The sequence below is a fragment of the Exiguobacterium sp. s21 genome, assembly GCF_018617975.1.
Lineage (GTDB): Bacteria > Bacillota > Bacilli > Exiguobacteriales > Exiguobacteriaceae > Exiguobacterium > Exiguobacterium mexicanum_A.
Map to the genome: position 1 here is coordinate 26,657 of NZ_JACSLF010000017.1, position 16,993 is coordinate 43,649.

General features: G+C 49.1%; 20 protein-coding genes. 1 reads left to right on the forward strand and 19 read right to left on the reverse strand.

Annotation, left to right across the window (positions count from 1 at the left end):
• Positions 1-33: 33 nt before the first annotated feature.
• The 10 genes from glmU to metG form a co-directional block, all read right to left on the reverse strand.
• A complete protein-coding gene (gene glmU, locus KNP06_RS14380; protein ID WP_214712691.1) occupies positions 34-1,389 on the reverse strand; it encodes a bifunctional UDP-N-acetylglucosamine diphosphorylase/glucosamine-1-phosphate N-acetyltransferase GlmU in 1,356 nt (451 codons plus the stop codon).
• Positions 1,390-1,574: 185 nt separating this feature from the next.
• A complete protein-coding gene (gene spoVG / locus KNP06_RS14385; protein WP_034781793.1) occupies positions 1,575-1,874 on the reverse strand; it encodes a septation regulator SpoVG in 300 nt (99 codons plus the stop codon).
• Between the two features lie 135 nt (positions 1,875-2,009).
• Positions 2,010-2,834, reverse strand: a complete 825-nt coding sequence (purR, locus tag KNP06_RS14390; protein ID WP_114165389.1) for a pur operon repressor — start codon at positions 2,832-2,834, stop codon at positions 2,010-2,012.
• A 73-nt stretch (positions 2,835-2,907) separates the two neighbouring features.
• Positions 2,908-3,771 carry a 4-(cytidine 5'-diphospho)-2-C-methyl-D-erythritol kinase gene (ispE, locus tag KNP06_RS14395; protein WP_214712693.1) on the reverse strand — a complete coding sequence of 288 codons (864 nt, stop codon included), beginning with the start codon at positions 3,769-3,771 and terminating at the stop codon, positions 2,908-2,910.
• Between the two features lie 100 nt (positions 3,772-3,871).
• Positions 3,872-4,108 (reverse strand): Veg family protein, encoded by a 237-nt coding sequence (locus KNP06_RS14400; protein WP_021065751.1) that lies wholly within the window; start codon positions 4,106-4,108, stop codon positions 3,872-3,874.
• 82 nt (positions 4,109-4,190) lie between these two features.
• On the reverse strand, positions 4,191-5,069 hold the full coding sequence (gene rsmA, locus KNP06_RS14405; RefSeq protein ID WP_214712694.1) for a 16S rRNA (adenine(1518)-N(6)/adenine(1519)-N(6))-dimethyltransferase RsmA: 879 nt from the start codon (positions 5,067-5,069) through the stop codon (positions 4,191-4,193).
• A complete protein-coding gene (rnmV, locus tag KNP06_RS14410; protein WP_034781784.1) occupies positions 5,066-5,626 on the reverse strand; it encodes a ribonuclease M5 in 561 nt (186 codons plus the stop codon). The genes rsmA and rnmV overlap by 4 nt, the downstream gene beginning before the upstream one ends.
• Positions 5,619-6,905 carry a 3D domain-containing protein gene (locus KNP06_RS14415; protein ID WP_251131606.1) on the reverse strand — a complete coding sequence of 429 codons (1,287 nt, stop codon included), beginning with the start codon at positions 6,903-6,905 and terminating at the stop codon, positions 5,619-5,621. Before KNP06_RS14415 ends, rnmV begins: the two co-directional genes overlap by 8 nt.
• 17 nt (positions 6,906-6,922) lie before the next feature.
• Complete coding sequence (locus KNP06_RS14420; protein WP_214712699.1) at positions 6,923-7,690, reverse strand: TatD family hydrolase; 768 nt, start codon at positions 7,688-7,690, stop codon at positions 6,923-6,925.
• Between the two features lie 53 nt (positions 7,691-7,743).
• Entirely contained in the window at positions 7,744-9,705 is a 1,962-nt protein-coding gene (gene metG / locus KNP06_RS14425; protein ID WP_214712703.1) for a methionine--tRNA ligase, read from the reverse strand.
• A 329-nt stretch (positions 9,706-10,034) separates the two neighbouring features.
• On the opposite strand from metG, the gene KNP06_RS14430 reads away from it, so the two are divergent.
• Positions 10,035-10,328, forward strand: a complete 294-nt coding sequence (locus tag KNP06_RS14430; protein ID WP_012727742.1) for a transition state genes transcriptional regulator AbrB — start codon at positions 10,035-10,037, stop codon at positions 10,326-10,328.
• 16 nt (positions 10,329-10,344) lie between these two features.
• On the opposite strand, the gene rsmI is transcribed toward KNP06_RS14430, so the two are convergent.
• The 9 genes from rsmI to KNP06_RS14475 form a co-directional block, all read right to left on the reverse strand.
• Positions 10,345-11,214: a 16S rRNA (cytidine(1402)-2'-O)-methyltransferase gene (rsmI, locus tag KNP06_RS14435; protein WP_214709874.1), complete on the reverse strand. Its 870-nt coding sequence runs from the start codon at positions 11,212-11,214 to the stop codon at positions 10,345-10,347.
• Entirely contained in the window at positions 11,186-11,464 is a 279-nt protein-coding gene (locus tag KNP06_RS14440) for a GIY-YIG nuclease family protein (protein WP_034781773.1), read from the reverse strand. Before KNP06_RS14440 ends, rsmI begins: the two co-directional genes overlap by 29 nt.
• On the reverse strand, positions 11,457-12,191 hold the full coding sequence (locus tag KNP06_RS14445) for a tRNA1(Val) (adenine(37)-N6)-methyltransferase (protein WP_034781771.1): 735 nt from the start codon (positions 12,189-12,191) through the stop codon (positions 11,457-11,459). Before KNP06_RS14445 ends, KNP06_RS14440 begins: the two co-directional genes overlap by 8 nt.
• 65 nt (positions 12,192-12,256) lie before the next feature.
• Entirely contained in the window at positions 12,257-12,592 is a 336-nt protein-coding gene (yabA, locus tag KNP06_RS14450) for a DNA replication initiation control protein YabA (RefSeq protein ID WP_034781768.1), read from the reverse strand.
• 23 nt (positions 12,593-12,615) lie between these two features.
• Positions 12,616-13,446 (reverse strand): PSP1 domain-containing protein, encoded by an 831-nt coding sequence (locus tag KNP06_RS14455; RefSeq protein WP_214712704.1) that lies wholly within the window; start codon positions 13,444-13,446, stop codon positions 12,616-12,618.
• 6 nt (positions 13,447-13,452) lie between these two features.
• Positions 13,453-14,445, reverse strand: a complete 993-nt coding sequence (locus KNP06_RS14460; protein ID WP_214712705.1) for a DNA polymerase III subunit delta' — start codon at positions 14,443-14,445, stop codon at positions 13,453-13,455.
• A 17-nt stretch (positions 14,446-14,462) separates the two neighbouring features.
• Positions 14,463-14,792 (reverse strand): cyclic-di-AMP receptor, encoded by a 330-nt coding sequence (locus tag KNP06_RS14465; RefSeq protein ID WP_029594397.1) that lies wholly within the window; start codon positions 14,790-14,792, stop codon positions 14,463-14,465.
• Positions 14,792-15,430 carry a dTMP kinase gene (gene tmk, locus KNP06_RS14470; RefSeq protein WP_214789473.1) on the reverse strand — a complete coding sequence of 213 codons (639 nt, stop codon included), beginning with the start codon at positions 15,428-15,430 and terminating at the stop codon, positions 14,792-14,794. Before tmk ends, KNP06_RS14465 begins: the two co-directional genes overlap by 1 nt.
• Before the next feature lie 2 nt (positions 15,431-15,432).
• Positions 15,433-16,854: an aminotransferase class I/II-fold pyridoxal phosphate-dependent enzyme gene (locus tag KNP06_RS14475; protein WP_251131607.1), complete on the reverse strand. Its 1,422-nt coding sequence runs from the start codon at positions 16,852-16,854 to the stop codon at positions 15,433-15,435.
• Positions 16,855-16,993 lie beyond the last annotated feature (139 nt).

Genomic DNA, 16,993 nt, shown 5'->3' on the forward strand with positions numbered 1-16,993 from the left:
CCTCCATCGTTTTCCATAATAATAGGCAGCAACTTATCGTTTCGTGTAACCTTCTTTATTTGTTTGGCGTTCGCGTGCAATCGCAAGCGCCTCTTCAGGAACGTCATCCGTGATCGTCGAACCGGCTGCTACAATTGAGCCTTTCCCGACTTTCACCGGAGCAATCAAGTTCACATTGCAGCCGACGAATGCATCGGCTTCGACGACCGTTTCGAACTTGTTCTTGCCGTCATAGTTGACCGTGATCGAGCCACAGCCGAGGTTGACTCGTTCCCCGATCGAAGCATCTCCGATATAGCTGAGATGTGATGCTTTCGCACCGTCTCCGAACGTTGATTTTTTGATTTCCACGAAGTTACCGACGCGCGTATTCGCGCCGAGGACTGCTTGTTGACGAAGGTGGGCGAACGGCCCGACCTGTGCTTCAGTTCCGACACGGCTGTCACTCACGACCGATTGACGAACCGTCGCACCGTCTTCGATGACGCTATTGCGGATATCTGAATTTGGACCAATCACGCACTCTGAACCGATAATCGTTTTCCCGAGAATGACCGTCCCTGGATAGATGATCGTATCCGAACCAATGACGGCATCTGGTGAGATGTATGTCGAAGCTGCATCCATGAATGTGACACCTTCACGCATGAGGCGTTCGTTCGTCCGCTTGCGCATGACCGCTTCAGCTTGTGAAAGAGCGACACGGTCGTTGACGCCGATCGTTTCATCGAATGTCGGCGCCGTGTATGCTGCCACGACTTCGCCTGCTTCTTTCGCAATCGAGATGACGTCCGGCAAGTAGTACTCACCTTGAGCGTTGTTGTTCCCGACTTGCTTCAATGCATCAAACAAGAGCTCGTTATCGAACACGTACGTGCCTGTGTTGATTTCACGAATTTCTAGTTCAGTGTCAGACGCATCTTTATGCTCGACGACTTTTGTGACGTTTCCGTCTTCCCCACGGATGACGCGACCATATCCTGTCGCATCGTCAGCGATGGCTGTCAGTACTGTCACTTTCGCTTGCTGGGCTTCATGATGAGCCAACAGCGCCTCGAGCGTTTCCGCTGTCAACAGTGGTGTGTCGCCGCAAACGACGAGCGTTGCGCCCGGTTTGCCTGCGAGTTCGCTTTCTGCCATCTGCACTGCATGACCTGTCCCGAGCTGTTCTTCTTGGACCGCATATTCCACGCGTGAGCCCAACGTCTCTTGTACCGCTTCAGCCCCATGGCCGACGATGACGATTTGACGACTGACCCCGATTTTGTCGAGTTGATCGACGACGTGTTCGACCATCGGTTTTCCGAGGACCGGATGAAGCACTTTATATAGCTTCGACTTCATGCGGGTCCCTTTACCTGCTGCCAAAATGACTGCAAAACGATCCATTCTTGATTCGCTCCTATCTCATATCGACTGTAATGTACTCAATTGTTCGGTTTTCTTCTACATTCAAATCTTATTTACACCGTATCTACTATATCGAAACCGTGACGTGGTTTCAACCGTTGTAACCATTCGTAACCAATGAAACGTAAAAAGGCAGCGGAAGGGTCCCCATCCGCTGTCAAAGATTACTCATTCATGGCATTGTATCGTGCTTGCGTCTCGGCAATAGCGACGTCCTCTTGGCCGTACGCCTCTAGAACAGCCGCCTCGACTTTTTGACGCATATCTCCATTAATCGGGTGAGCGATATCGCGGAAAATCCCTTCTGGCGTCCGCTTGCTCGGCATCGCTACGAAAAGACCGGTACTCCCTTCAATGATTCGAAGATCGTGTACCACAAATTCATGGTCGAGTGTAATGGAGGCCAGTGCCTTCATTCTACCTTCCGTCGCGACTTTGCGAATTTTTACGTCTGTGATCTGCATGTTTTGCATCCCCTTTTCATCGTTGTCTAGACCGTGGTGTACCTTCTAAAAGGTTGAGATGATTCCAAGCGAACCGATTGACTTCGTACGAATCTTATACCCTTTCATCATAAAACGAAATCAAATTTTTGCCAATCACTTTAAGAACTGTTCGACGTTTCCTCGCGAAATGGTGACGAGTCCTTCATCCGAATCGACGTTCGTCAATTTCATCAAACTGACGTATTCGCTTACCATCTTCTTCTCGGCGCCTTCCGCTTCCATGAGGACACCGACACCCGCGAGGTTCGCCTCGAACTCATTCAAGAGACTCATCATCCCGCGAATCGTACCGCCCGCTTTCATGAAATCGTCAATCAACAAGACGTTCGCGCCACGCGGCAAGCTGCGACGAGCGAGCGCCATCGTGCGAATCGCCTTTGACGAGCCTGATACGTAGTTGATGCTGACCGTCGAACCTTCGGTGACACGACTGTCAGAACGAACGATGACGAACGGGACACCAAGTTGCTCGGCGACAGCGTACGCGAGCGGAATCCCTTTTGTCGCGATCGTCATGACGACGTCAACTTTACGATCGGCGAACACAGAGGCGAAGACTTGCCCCATCGGCTTCACTTGACGCGGGTTCCCGAGGACATCTGTCAAATAGAGATAGCCTCCCGGAAGCAACCGTTCCGGTTTCGACAATTGCTCACATAGGCCGTCAATCATCGAGAGCGACTTTTCCTTGCTCCAGCCTGGAATGAACATGACGCCGCCGGCTGCCCCTGGCACTGTGACGAGTTTTCCCGTGCCATCATGCGAAAGCATTTCACTGACGATGACCAAATCTTCACTGATGGATGATTTGGCTGCTTTATAACGACTCGAAAACATCGATAATGAGACGAGCTGGTGTGGATGGTCCAGCAAATAACGGGTCATATCGACTAGACGACCACTTCTACGAATTTTCATACGGATTCCCCTTCACTTCTTCAATAATAGACGAATGTTCTAAACAGAATATATCATTCTCATTCGTCTTTGTTCAATGTTTTTTGCCGAGAATCCGAACGACGAACACTTCAGAACAAAATCCCTTCAGTCCATTATAGACACGATGTGCTTTTTGCTCGTGCTCAATCAATGCGAATACCGTTGGACCGCTGCCGCTCATGAGGACACCATCCGCTCCGCAGTGCAGCATCGTCTCTTTGATTTGGCGAACTTCCGGATGAAGTTCGAGCGTGACCGCCTCGAGGGCGTTTCCGAGATGTGAGCAGATGCCAGCGAAATTTCGATGCCGAATCGCCGTGACCATCGCCTCGGTGTTCGGATGCACAATCTTTTCCATCTGCACGGCACGATAGACGTCAGCCGTCGACACTCCGATTTTCGGCTTCGCCAATACGACGTAGCACGGCGGCGGTGACGGAATCGTCTCCAGCTGTTCGCCGCGTCCGCGCGCGATGGCAGTTCCTCCCATGACACAAAACGATACGTCCGATCCGACGGCGGCTCCGAGTTCGGCCAACTCTTCTAACGAGAGGCCAAGGTCGAACAATTCGTTCATACCCCGAAGTGTAGCCGCCGCATCGCTCGAGCCGCCAGCTAACCCTGCCGCCACTGGGATTTGCTTATCTAATACAATTTCGACACCCTGTTTGATATTGAATCGCTTCCGTAACAGCTCAGCCGCACGATAAGCCAAATTTCGATGGTCGTTCGGCACGTAGGCATGCTCGGACTGAATCCGAATCTCATCTGTATCGAGCACAGTCAATTCTAACCGGTCCGATAAGTCTACTGTCGTCATTACCATTTCCACTTCATGATAGCCATCTGTCCGCTTCCCAAGGACATCGAGCGTCAAGTTGATTTTTGCCGGCGCTTTCACACTGATCGTGCGCATATCGTTCACCCTTCCCATGTATCTCCTGTTCGCCATTGTACCGTAAACGAGCGCACAAAAAAAGAAGCAGCTGCCAATGCATCCGCCCCTCATTTATCGTTCAATTACTGAATTCAATTTTAACTGTATCCGTTAGGACATCAGCGTAGCTATATGAGACACGTTCCACGTTATGATGGTCTTCATCCAATTTGACGACGAACACCGCGGGATACGTCTCAACGAGCGTTCCAAACCGAGTAACGACTTTCTTACGACCGCCGTTTGCTTTCAACGTCAATCGTTCTCCAACATGCGATTCGAGTTTCTGTCTGATTTCTTGCAACGTCTTTGGCATACGCTTCACCTCACTGCTACAAGTATAACACATTCAAAAACAAAAATAAAGATTAATATTATATCGATTCGTTATCCGGTCGTCAACTGTTTTTAAGTGGTAAAATTGTGTCAGCTAACCGTGCAAACTCCTCAAGCGAAAGCGTTTCGCCTCGCCGTTTCGGGTCGATTCCGGCTTCACCTAAAAACTGTTCGATTTCCATTTTTTTGTCTTTCCCGAGGTGATTCGTCAAGTTATTTAAGATCGTTTTTCGACGTTGTGCGAAACTGGCCCGGGCAAGCTCGAAGAAGAAGGCTTCATCTTTCACGTCGACCGCCGGTTTGGGACGCATCTTCAACGTGATGACCGCTGAATCGACGTTCGGGGCCGGCATGAACACGCTTTTTGGAACAATAAAGCTCACGTTCGCCTCCGCGTAATATTGGATCGCAATCGAGAGAGAACCGTATGCTTTCGTCCCAGGCTTCGCTCCAATGCGCTCGGCAACTTCTTTTTGAATCATCATGACGAGTGAACGGAACTTGATTTGGCTTTCCAGTAAGCGCATGATAATCGGCGTCGTCACATAATACGGCAAGTTCGCCACAACCGAGATGTCTTCGATTCCTTGACTGAAAAACTCACGCTCGACGATGTCTTGAATATCGAGCTCGAGGGCATCGCCGTGGATGACATGCACATGTGGATAAGGAGACATCGTATCTTGCAGAATCGGAAGCAGACGTTGGTCGATTTCGAGGGCGACGACCTTTTTAGCCCGCTTGGCAGACTGTTCCGTCAATGACCCGATGCCGGGACCGATTTCAAGAACCCCGCTCGCCTCTCCCAGCTCCGCGGCATCCACGATTTTATTCAAAATATTTAAATCGATTAAAAAGTTCTGCCCAAGCGACTTTTTGAAAGAGAAGCCGTGACGTTCTAGAATTGATTTCGTGCGTTGGATTGTTGCAATGTCTTTCAATGATTTTCCTCCTCTAACTGAGCCAGTGCCCGTTCCCATTCCTCAATCGTGACCCGTAACGCTTCCACGCGCTTTACAAACTGTTTGGCGTTCGGTTCACCGATTCGGAGTAACACGCCGAGCCGTTTACGACGGCGCGCAGCGTCCGCTCCGCCAATCAAATCGGCTTCGAGCACCATCTGGCGGGTGACGAGCGGCATGTCAGTCTCAACTCGCTGTTCATACACCGCTTCGAGTACACGGCGAATCGTTGCCGGTGAAGCATGCTCGACCCCAATCTTACCACGTTTATCTTTCGCTTCGGCCCGAGGTAAATAGGCATGCTTACATCCTTTAACCTGCTCCTCGACGATGGCCCGGATTCGGTCACCCGGGTAGTCTGGGTCCGTCAAAATGATAACGCCGCGCGTTTCTTGGGCGCGTTTGATTCGTTCGATCGTCTGTTTCGAGACGGCAGATCCGTTCGTTTCAATCGTATCGACGTCATATACTTCTTGAAGCCGCGTCGTGTCATCTCGACCTTCGACGACAATCACCTCTTGTATTTTTTCACGCATCATCGTTTCCTTCTTTCTCTTCTTGCTTCGGGATAACCCAAATCGTGAGCGGCTGACGCCCAAACGTTACCGCTTCTTCTTTCGTGTCCATCATCAAGTCAATTTTATGACCTTTGATCGCACTGCCTGTATCTAAAGCAATCGCCATGCCAAACCCTTCAACGTACACACGTGTGCCAAGAGGAATAATAGCGGGGTCGACAGCAATGATTCGCATCCCTTCATACAAAATCGTATCCGTCACATCATAACCACTACGGGTCAGAACCCTGTCATCAAATGTGACCGTGTCTTCTGCATTGTTCGTATACGCGGTCGCTTCGACGAGAAGTTGTTTCGCGGAAGTGAAGTCCAGCGCATCCTCGGCACGAGGTGTCTCTTCGATTTTAATCTCTGCTTCCTCTCGAAACGGACTCGACGGTTCGGCCGTGGCGGTCGTTTCTTGATTCGTTGCCGGTTCAATCTCCGGTTCGGCCACGACTTTCGTCCCACGTTTAATGATTTGAGGGCGTACGCTTTGTAGCGTTTCCACGCTCGTTTCGGTCCGATTTGTAATTGTACCATTTTCCACTGTCAGTGCATACCGCGTCCGTTCGAGTCCCGGGATGCCGACTTGCACGACTTCGGTCTCTCCAAATTCGAGCGTATCGTCCTCTTCCATGACGATTTCAAACGGGATGAGACGACTCTCATATTGTACGACGTCTCGACTCACATTGACGCTGATGGTCATTCCATCCCGTACCGGTGTCGTGAGAGCCGGGACGACCGTATCTTGGTCAGAAACCGTCACATTCGCCTCCCGTAACGCCTGTTCGACAGTTTGAGCCATCGTATACAAGGTCTTCGCCTCGTCCCCGACGATGACATCGAGGGCGACGACAGGCTGGTAGCGAATCGTCATCCCTGATGTGACCGGTGCACGTACGCCCGGGTACACGTCGTCCCCTTCGCGTACACTCACTCCATAACGAAGCAACACGTCTTTGACGGTCCGTTCACGCGTCTCGATCGTCTCGACCTGGCCATAACCGATTTGAAGCGACACGGTACGAGCTCGTTCGATATGAATCACTCGATCCGTCGGGACGTCGGCACTTAAGGCGGGAGTCACCATATCCGCCTCGTCGATCACGATACCGGTCTCGTCAAGCACTTCTAGCACCGAATCGCCGCGGCTTTCATGCACGGTTGTCACGCCGTCGTCGACGATGGTGATCGGTTCAGGCTGCATCGCCATATAGGCGAACACTGCCGTCGCTACGACACCAATACTCAAGATGATGCGCCTGAACATCATGGGAGACGGAATAGGCGCTTCGCATTGGCTGTCGTTGCTTCAGCGAGCGCGTCGTAGGACATGTCACGTAGCGATGCAATCTCTTCGGCGACGTACGTGACGTAAGCGGGTTCGTTCCGTTTACCACGGAACGGCGTCGGCGTTAAATACGGGCAGTCCGTCTCGACAAGGAGCCGATCGAGCGGGACTTGTTGCGCCACCGCCTTCGGGACTTTAGCGTTTTTGAACGTCACTGGTCCTCCGAGAGAGATATAGAAGTTCAAGCGCAGACAGCGTTCCAACAATTCGACGGACATGCTGTAACTATGGAACACGCCGCCTACCTCTTCGGCATGTTCTTCCTCTAAAATATCGAGCACGTCGGCTGTCGCTTCCCGATTATGAATCACGATGGGCATGTTCGTCCGCTTCGCGATAGCGATTTGTTGCCGGAACACGCGTTGTTGGATATCTTTCTCCGACTTGTCCCAATGGTAATCGAGACCAATTTCCCCGAGCGCCATCACTTTCGGATGAGCCATTAGCGTCTCGATTCTCTTCAAATCAGCATCCGTACAATCGACGGCATCAACCGGATGCCAGCCAACGATGGCATAGATATCCTCATACGTTTCCGCGAGCTCGATTGCCCGCGTGATGGTCGGGTTATCGAATCCGACGACGAGCATCGGGGAAACGCCCGCGGCACGAGCCCGCTCGATTGTCGCCTCGACATCCTCATTGAACTGCTCGGCATTGATATGGGTATGCGTATCAATCAACATGGTGCTTCCTCCTTATATAGACAAAGAGGGAGACCGAAGTCTCCCCCAAACGATTATTTGACGACGGCCCCGTTCGGCATATTCTCAGATACGGTCGCAAGCTCAAGCTTGCCGTCTTTATCAGCCGCTAAAATCATCCCTTGTGACAACTCGCCACGTAGTTTGACCGGCTTCAAATTGGCGACGACGATGACTTTCTTCCCGACCAAGTCTTCTGGCGCATACCATTCGGCAATGCCTGAGACGATTTGACGTGTCTCGCTACCAAGGTCGACTTGAAGCTTCAACAGCTTCTTCGCCTTCTTGATTTTATCGGCCTCGACGATTTGACCGACACGGAACTCGACTTGGTCAAAGACGTCAATCGTGATTTCTGGACGGACGTCCTCATCCTCAGCATCGCTCGCCTCCACTTCGGCTTCCTCGACACGTGCTTTCGATGCTTGACGCATCATTTCCTGAATTGCATCGATCTCTTCTTTTACATCACGACGTGGGAAAATCGGTGTCCCGTCGGTGACGACCGCTCCATCGAAGGCCGCAAACGTATCGAGCGCTTCCCATGACATGTCTTTTCCTTCAAGACCGAGCTGGCGGAACATTTCTTTCGGTGCCCGTGTCATGAACGGTTGAATCATGACCGCCACATGGCGAAGTACGCCGGCCAGATGCGTCATCACGGATGCGAGTTCACCACGCTTCGCTTCGTCCTTCGCAAGGACCCACGGTTGCGTCTCATCGATATATTTATTGGCACGGCTCACGAGTTGCCAAATGCTTGTGAGCGCGACGGAAAACTCCATGTGTTCCATGGCCGCTTCCGTCTTCTCTGTCGTCTCATTGACAACTTGAAGAAGCGAGGCATCAAACGCTGTTACGTTGCCCGCATAAGCAGGGATCTCGCCATCGAAATACTTCTTAATCATGGCCACGGTCCGGTTGAGCAGGTTACCGAGGTCATTGGCAAGGTCAAAATTCAAGCGATCCACAAACGCTTCCGGTGTGAACGTGCCGTCCGCTCCGAATGGAACTTCACGAAGAAGATAGTAGCGGAGTGAGTCGAGTCCGTAGCGATCGATCAGTGGAATCGGGTCGACGACGTTGCCTTTTGATTTCGACATTTTGCCGTCTTTCATGAGCAACCAACCATGTGCGAAAACTTGTTTCGGTAATGGAAGGTCTAGCGCCATGAGCAACGCCGGCCAAATGATCGTATGGAACCGGACGATTTCTTTTCCGACCAAGTGCACGTCGGCTGGCCAATAGCGGTTGAACAACTCGTCGTTGTCCGACCCATAGCCGAGGGCAGAGATGTAATTCGTGAGAGCATCGACCCATACATACACGACGTGTTTCGGGTTCGATGGCACTTGGACACCCCAGTCAAACGTCGTCCGTGAGACGGCCAAGTCTTGGAGGCCCGGCTTCAAGAAGTTGTTGATCATCTCGGTTTTGCGCGATTCTGGCAAGATGAAGTCAGGGTGCGACTCGAAGTACTCGATTAAACGATTGGCGTACTTGCTGAGACGGAAGAAATAGCACTCTTCGCGTACAAGCTCGACCGGGTGACCGCTGTCAGGGCTCTTCCCATCAACGAGCTGTGACTCCGTGTAATACGTTTCATCAGGGATCGAATACCACCCTTCGTATTCACCGAGATAGATGTCATCGTTTTTCAGAAGCGTCTCGAATACGTGCTCGACGACGGCCTTGTGGCGGGCATCGGTCGTACGAATATAATCATCGTATGAGATTTCAAGACGGTCCCATAACACTTTGATGTCTTTAACGACTTCGTCGACAAACGCTTGCGGCGTCACGCCAGCTTCTTTCGCTTTTTCCTGAATTTTTTGACCGTGCTCGTCTGTTCCCGTCAAATAACGGACGTCAAATCCTTTCAGACGCTTATAACGTGCGATTGCATCGCCAGCCACCGTCGTATAGGCGTGACCGATGTGTAGTTTGGCACTCGGATAGTAAATCGGAGTCGTAATATAAAAAGTAGGCTTCGCCATTGTATGTTCTCCATCCTTTCGACATTTGCAATTTCCATTATACACGGTTCGACAAAAGAATTTCCAAACCAATTGTTTGGAATTATTTTGTTATTACCTCATAAAAAATGTTCCAAAAAAACCCTTTCTTTGTTTCATGTCCTAACTTTCGGGGAATTTTAGGTATATATCGTTCTCATATCGCCAATTTTCGAAAATCTAGATTTCCAATAGTAAGCAGTTGACTGCAATTGGAAAGTTTAGTATGCTTTTTGCTGTAGTAACATTGTCGAATTTTGACGACTCATGTCACCAAGAGATTTCGACACCATTGGAGGAGGAAACACAAAATGAAATCTACAGGTATCGTACGGAAAGTTGATGAGCTCGGTCGTGTCGTCATTCCAATCGAATTGCGCCGCACACTCGGGATCGCTGAGAAAGACGCTCTTGAAATCTACGTCGACAACGATCAAATCGTGTTGAAAAAATACAAACCGAACATGACTTGCCAAGTGACGGGCGAAGTATCGGATGACAACTTCAAGTTGGCTGACGGTAAATTGATCCTTTCACCAGAAGGCGCACAACGCGTTCTCGTCGAGTTGAAAAACATGCTCGAAAACTACTACAGCGAAGAGTAAGTAAGGAATTCCTTGCTTACTCTTTTTTGTCGACTTGATGATAGGCGTCGTACACCTCGCCACGTGATAAACCGCGCTCTTTAGCAACTTGTTTGATAGCGGCGTTCGGCTTCAATCCGTCTTCGATATAACGATCGACGTGTTCGAGCGGCGATAACGCCTCCCACCAATCGTGTGTCGGTGCTATTTCCGTCGAACCAGCCACCATGACGACGAACTCACCACGTACCTCACCTTCACACCAAACAAGCGCTTCTTCTACCGTCCCGCGTAAAAACTCTTCAAACGTTTTCGTCAACTCTCGTCCGAGAACGAGTTGCCGATTGCCGAACGCGTCCTGAATCCCGGTCAGCATCTCTTTTAACCGATGTGGCGCTTCATAAAAAATGATGGTGCCCGGTTCATATTGCAAAGAAGATAACACATCGAGCCGCTCTTTCTTTTTACGTGGCAAGAATCCGTAATACAAAAACCGCTCGGTCGCAAGACCAGAGGCGACAAGAGCCGTCAACGCCGCGTTCGCTCCAGGAAGCACGACGACAGGGAGCTTCGCTTCAATGGCCAATCGCACGAGGTCACTCCCCGGGTCCGAGATCCCCGGCATGCCCGCGTCTGAGACGACGGCGACTGATTTGCCGGCCTCGATGTCTTCGATTAAGCGCGGGCCACTCACGTGCTTATTGTGCTCATGGTAGCTGACTAGTTTCGTCTCAATGCCGAAATGGCGACAGAGCTTCATCGTTTGGCGTGTGTCTTCGGCCGCAATCAAATCAACTTCTCCTAGAATTCGAACCGCTCGATACGTCATGTCTTCTAGATTTCCAATCGGCGTCGGCACAACATAGAGCGTGGGCCCATCAGTCTGATAACTTTTCTGTGAGTTCATTACTCGTTCCCTCCATCAATTGCTGTTTTTGAGCCCGCGTGAGTTGTTTGATGGACCATTCGTACTGCATGGCTTCACGTTTGGTCGCAAACGACCTGACATATCGTAACGTCACCGGGAGACGCGCTCGCGTATATTTCGCACCTTTACCGCTGTTGTGCACGTCCATCCGCTTATCTACATCCGTCGTATATCCGGTATAGTATGTGCCATCGCTACACTCGAGAATATAGGCAAAGTGCTTACGCATCGAGGATGGCCCGCATGTCGCTCGTATACGTGTCATCTTCCTCATAAACGACAAACGGAGGTAAGATTGTGAGCCCTGCTTTTCCATCTTTCGACCCCTCTATTAAAAGTGTATTTGCGTCTCGGCCTTGTTTCGGGTAAACGAGTTGCATTCGTTTCGGTTCAATCCGATACGCCCGCATGAGCGTTAGAATATCGAGTAATCGCTCCGGTCGATGGACGAAGGCTACCTTCCCACCCGGTTTGACGAGTTGACTGGCTGAGCGGATACAGTCTTCTAACGTGCAAAGCACTTCATGACGTGCAATCGTATGATGTTCATTTTGATTACGGAGCGAAGTTTCGTTTGCTAAAAAATAAGGTGGGTTGCACGTGACAACGTCATAACGAGCATGCCCTAGTACGCTGGTCGCATGTTTCACATCGCCTTCAAGGATGTGCAGTCTGTCACTTAAATCGTTAACGGCAATGCTTCGATTCGCCATATCAACGAGACGGGGCTGGATTTCAAGTCCTGTCACCGTTCCTTTCGTCCGATACGATAAAAAGAGCGGAATAGCCCCCGTACCGGCGCATAAATCAACGAGTCTTCCTTTTTGAATCGGGACCCACACAAATTCAGCCAGCAACACCGCATCCAATGAAAACGAAAATACATCATCACTTTGAATGATTTTTCCGGGACGTCCTAACAAATCATCAAGACGTTCACCTTGTTTTACAGTCACGCCATTTCCCTCCTACATAACGTACAAAGGCGACGGACGAGTATATACCCGTCTATCGCCCCTTATTAATGTTTATTTAGCATTGACATACAGAAGAGACAATCCCCGTCTTTCCTGACTTGTCCATAGTGCAAATTGCAGATATGAAACCCTTCTTGGTATAACGCCGCCAAGTTATTTTGTCCTTTTCCAGACAAGGCAATTTGAGGATCTCCGTTAGGTGTCTCGACTTCTGCGAGTTGTTCTACTTTTTCGCGCAGATGATGGTTCTCGAGATACATGTGTTGGTTTTCTTCGAGCAAATAGGCGAGTTGCTCTTTGAGCACCCCTAAATGCTCCGTCAACAATTGCATCTGTTGCTCGATCGCATCGACCCGCATCATGACTTCCTTTTTATCCATTCTTTCCACTGCTCAGCACCCCATCACTGTTTCGACGGTTTTCGTTTGACTGCACCGACTTCGACGAGTTCGTCGATTGTATACGTCACAACACGGGTCCGATCATTCAACTCGACTTGAATCAATTGATCCAAGATGTTGAGACCGATGACACGTCCGTCACCTTCTGGAATTTTGATTCGTTTTCCGACGTCTGGCAAATCCCGCTTTAATTCTTCATACGTATCGTTCTCGTATTTTAGACAGCACATGAGACGACCGCATACACCGGAGATTTTGTTCGGGTTCAAGGATAGGTTCTGATCCTTGGCCATCTTAATGGATACCGGTTCAAATTCCCCTAAGAACGAGGAGCAACACAACACACGGCCACAAGGTCCGATTCCGCTCAGCAGTTTCGCTTCATCTCGAACCCCGATTTGGCGAAGCTCGATTCGAGTCCGAAACACACTCGCTAAATCTTTAACGAGCTCACGGAAATCAACACGGCCTTCTGCCGTGAAATAAAAGATGACTTTATTACGATCGAATGTATACTCAACATCTACTAACTTCATCTCAAGTCGATGTTCACGAATTTTTTCTTCACAGACGGCGTGAGCGTCAAAAGCGGCCAATCGATTATCTTGTACGATTTCGGCATCTTTATGATCAGCGACACGAAGGATTGTCTTTAGCGGTAAAACCACTTCGTCTTCACCTAGTTGTTTACCAACTTGGACGATTTCACCGTACTCGATGCCTCGTACCGTCTCTACGATGACATGGTCCCCACGTTCAAGCGTTGCTTCGCCTGGTGAAAAGTAATAGATTTTTCCCGCTTCTTTAAAACGGACTCCGACTACTTCAAGCACGCTCTCCTATCCTTTCTGCAAATCGAACGTTAACCGTTCGAACGTTAATTGAGGATTGACGTTTGCCTCTAGTCGTCGAATCGCCTCATGGACAGATTCAATAGCATGGACGATTTTATGAACCGGACGATCTTTTACAAACGCGGTATATAGCGCTTGTTCTCTCGTAAACAACTCCGGGACATAGTCTGTTCGCACTTTGAAGTGGAGCGCTTGCTCCAACCAATTTCCGAACAGCTCGAGACCGACTCGCAATTCATTCCGCCCTTTAAAATGACCGAGCCATTTTTCTTGGGCGAATAAAAGCAATTCTTGCGGGCGTTTTGTCAATACTTCAACTAATTGTACCACTAGCCCATACGCCTGTACAAACCAGTCGTTGTGAAGCGCCTCACGCGCGTCTTCGAATTTCGGATATGTCTCTAAAGCAAGACGCGCTAAATCGCTCGTACATTGCACGTCTGCGACCAACGTTTCCACAAGCCGTTCTCGATCAATCGGTCGGAATACTAAATGCTGAGCTCGCGAACGAATCGTCGGTAAGAGAAGTTGTGGCTGAGTTGTTACCAAGATGGCTAGTTTCCCTACACCTGGCTCTTCAAAGAACTTCAATAGGCTGTTGGCGGCTTGTGGCGTCATCTTATGGGCTTGGTGAATCACATACACTTGACGGTCACCTTCTGCACCACGTAAAGACAAGTCACTCAATAACTGTTGCACCTGTTCTTTCTTAATGCTGGCTCCATCCGGTTCGACTTCCATGTAGTCGACAAGGTTTCCCGAATCCATTCGTCTACAGTTTCGACAGTTACCGCAGGGTTCTACCCCGTCAGGCGACTCGCAAAAAAGGGATTTCGCAAACAGCTGTGCCGTTTCAATCAAGTACGGTTCATAGTCACCTGAAAAGATATATGCATGACCGACCTTTTGAGCAACGATCGAGTTTTCAATCACTTTCGCAATAACCGTTTGAGATTTTGATAACTCCTGAAAACTCATGTTCGTGACCTTCCCCATTAAAACTGATGAAATCCTTCAATCGGCAAGACAAACACAGTCGCTCCGCCAACTTGGACTTCTACAGGATAAGGAATGTATGAATCAGCGTGTCCACCCATCGGTGAAATCGGCGTGATCATTTGATCCCTGCTCGAGCAGTTTGATTTGATTAACGCAAGTAGGTCATCTAACCGCTCTTTCGGTACACCAATCATAAACGTGGTGTTTCCTTCTTTCAAAAAACCTCCCGTTGTGGCTAATTTCGTTGCACGGAAGTCCTCTTCAATCAAAGCATCTGATAAGCGGGCACTGTCCTTATCATGTACAATCGCGATTACCATCTTCATCATTGCATCACTCCTCTTTCTTTTAATCGTTCTAACGTAATATCTAACACTTCATCCTGAATGGTTTCAATCGAGGCGTTCGCATCAATACGTACCATTCGTTCTGGATGTTGCTCTAATAATATTTGAAATCCTTCGTATACGCGTTGATGGAAAGACTCATCACGGCTCTCGATTCGATCTAATTGGCCTCTATCTTTCATGCGATGGCTCGCTTGATCCGGGGTCAAGTCAAAGAGAAACGTCAAATCTGGTTTGATCCCAGCAGTCGCCCAGTCGTTTAACGACAAAATTTGTGACAAATCATATTGGAGCCCATAGCCTTGATACGCAATCGAGGCATCCACAAATCGATCACATACGACAACTGCTCCACGGTGGAGAGCCGGTCGAATCACTTGGTCAATGTTTTGAGCTCGGGATGCGGCATAGAGCATCATTTCGACTCGAGGCGTCATCTCATCATGTTGTGGCGAGAGCAAGACTTCTCGAATACTGTTTCCGACCTTCGTTCCCCCTGGCTCTCGGGTGACGACCACTTCATACCCTTGTTCAGTCAATGACTGAACTAACAATTGTAGCTGTGTTGTTTTCCCAGAACCATCTGGTCCTTCCACAGTAATAAACATACCTTTCACGCTTAAAACTCCTCTACGATAACATCAATTTGTTTCATCATAACATGTCTACTTGCCTGCAGGTTCCGTCCTAATGAAATCCATTCATTCAAAACTCGGATTTTCTCGTCTGTGATGACTTCTCCTCTTAGAATCCAGGGAATCCCCGGCGGATACGGAATAACGGTCTCTGCCGCAACAGAACCAATCGCTTGCTCAAACGGTAGACGTTCAATATCAGCGTCGTCCGATATAGAACGCAACAACGAAACGCGTTCAGTCATCGGGTAAGGATAGATTGTCTCATCTTCAACAATGAGCGGGACGTGCTGCGATGCATTTTTAATCAGTTTGACCCAATGTTGAATCTCTTGGTTTTTTAATTCCCTTAACGGCAAGCAGAATAACACGTGATCTTCTGCAGCCAGTTCCACGTCAATACCGATTGACGCTAAATGCTGGCTAAAGATCAGACCATTTTTAGGGTATGTTAACACAGTCATCTTGGTGAAGTCATCGCCCACTTTGATTGAAAACCCAGCACGTCTCATTTCCATGATGAATGAAAAATGACTCGTTTGAATATGAGTCCAATCCCGGTCACTCAAGTTTTCGAGGTACTCTCGGGCGTAATCAAGCGAGGCCATAATCAAGTAAGATGGGCTAGATGTTTGGAAAGATGAAAGCGCATGAAAGAGACGTTTTTCATCGATTTCTTCTTTATAATGAATCCATGCCCCCATCGTGAGAGCGGGCAATGTTTTGTGGGCTGATTGTACGACTGCGCTAGCCCCCTCGAAGATAGCTGATCGCTTTGGAAATGTAGGATGAATCAAATGAGCGCCGTGTGCTTCATCTACTAATAGGGGAATATTTAACGGACGCAAGTAAGCACTGATTTGCTGAATGTTTGCCATGTCTCCGTAATAAGTGGGAGATGTTAGGAGAAGCGCTTTTCCTCCTGGATACTGCAAGACAGCATCCTGAATTGTTTCTAGTGAAATGACAGTAGGCAAACTACTTCCTCTGTCTAATTCCGGTGTGAGTAAAATCGGTTCTAGACCAAGCCACTCAATGGCGTTCCAAACCGATTTGTGGGAATTACGTTGTACATACACTCGTTCTCCCCGTTTTACGGTTGCTGCTAATAGACTCCAATTCCCTGCAGTAGAGCCGTTTACCAACCATTTGCTTTTACTCTGGTAAAGGGATCCTAATGCCTTTTCACCTTCTAAAATAATACCTTCCGCATGGTGTAAATCATCCAAGTGACCAAGCTCTGTTAAGTCATATGGCATAATTTTTTGGAAGGCCGTTGGAAGCTTTTCATCTCTCACCGTTCCATTGTGATGGCCAGGTACATGAAAAGAAACCCGTCCTTCTCGCACATGTTGCTCAAGCGTCTCCATAAATGTAAAAGGATTATGTTTAGGTTTTCGAGTCATTTAGACACCTTCCCATCCGAATTAAATACGACATATATATACAAAAAGAGACGACCAAGCGGATGCTTGATCGTCTTTCGCGTTGGCCTGGCAACGTCCTATCCTCACAGGGGGAGACCCCCAACTACTTTCGGCGCTG

Excerpts from the sequence above, each read along its gene's own strand:
- glmU (WP_214712691.1), bottom strand. The coding sequence starts at position 1,389 with ATGGATCGTTTTGCAGTCATTTTGGCAGCAGGTAAAGGGACCCGCATG.
- spoVG (WP_034781793.1), bottom strand. The coding sequence starts at position 1,874 with ATGCAGATCACAGACGTAAAAATTCGCAAAGTCGCGACGGAAGGTAGA.
- purR (WP_114165389.1), bottom strand. The coding sequence starts at position 2,834 with ATGAAAATTCGTAGAAGTGGTCGTCTAGTCGATATGACCCGTTATTTG.
- ispE (WP_214712693.1), bottom strand. The coding sequence starts at position 3,771 with ATGCGCACGATCAGTGTGAAAGCGCCGGCAAAAATCAACTTGACGCTC.
- KNP06_RS14400 (WP_021065751.1), bottom strand. The coding sequence starts at position 4,108 with ATGCCAAAGACGTTGCAAGAAATCAGACAGAAACTCGAATCGCATGTT.
- rnmV (WP_034781784.1), bottom strand. The coding sequence starts at position 5,626 with ATGCGTGAAAAAATACAAGAGGTGATTGTCGTCGAAGGTCGAGATGAC.
- KNP06_RS14420 (WP_214712699.1), bottom strand. The coding sequence starts at position 7,690 with ATGTTGATTGATACGCATACCCATATCAATGCCGAGCAGTTCAATGAG.
- metG (WP_214712703.1), bottom strand. The coding sequence starts at position 9,705 with ATGGCGAAGCCTACTTTTTATATTACGACTCCGATTTACTATCCGAGT.
- KNP06_RS14430 (WP_012727742.1), top strand. The coding sequence starts at position 10,035 with ATGAAATCTACAGGTATCGTACGGAAAGTTGATGAGCTCGGTCGTGTC.
- rsmI (WP_214709874.1), bottom strand. The coding sequence starts at position 11,214 with ATGAACTCACAGAAAAGTTATCAGACTGATGGGCCCACGCTCTATGTT.
- KNP06_RS14440 (WP_034781773.1), bottom strand. The coding sequence starts at position 11,464 with ATGCGTAAGCACTTTGCCTATATTCTCGAGTGTAGCGATGGCACATAC.
- yabA (WP_034781768.1), bottom strand. The coding sequence starts at position 12,592 with ATGGATAAAAAGGAAGTCATGATGCGGGTCGATGCGATCGAGCAACAG.
- KNP06_RS14460 (WP_214712705.1), bottom strand. The coding sequence starts at position 14,445 with ATGAGTTTTCAGGAGTTATCAAAATCTCAAACGGTTATTGCGAAAGTG.
- KNP06_RS14465 (WP_029594397.1), bottom strand. The coding sequence starts at position 14,792 with ATGAAGATGGTAATCGCGATTGTACATGATAAGGACAGTGCCCGCTTA.
- KNP06_RS14475 (WP_251131607.1), bottom strand. The coding sequence starts at position 16,854 with ATGACTCGAAAACCTAAACATAATCCTTTTACATTTATGGAGACGCTT.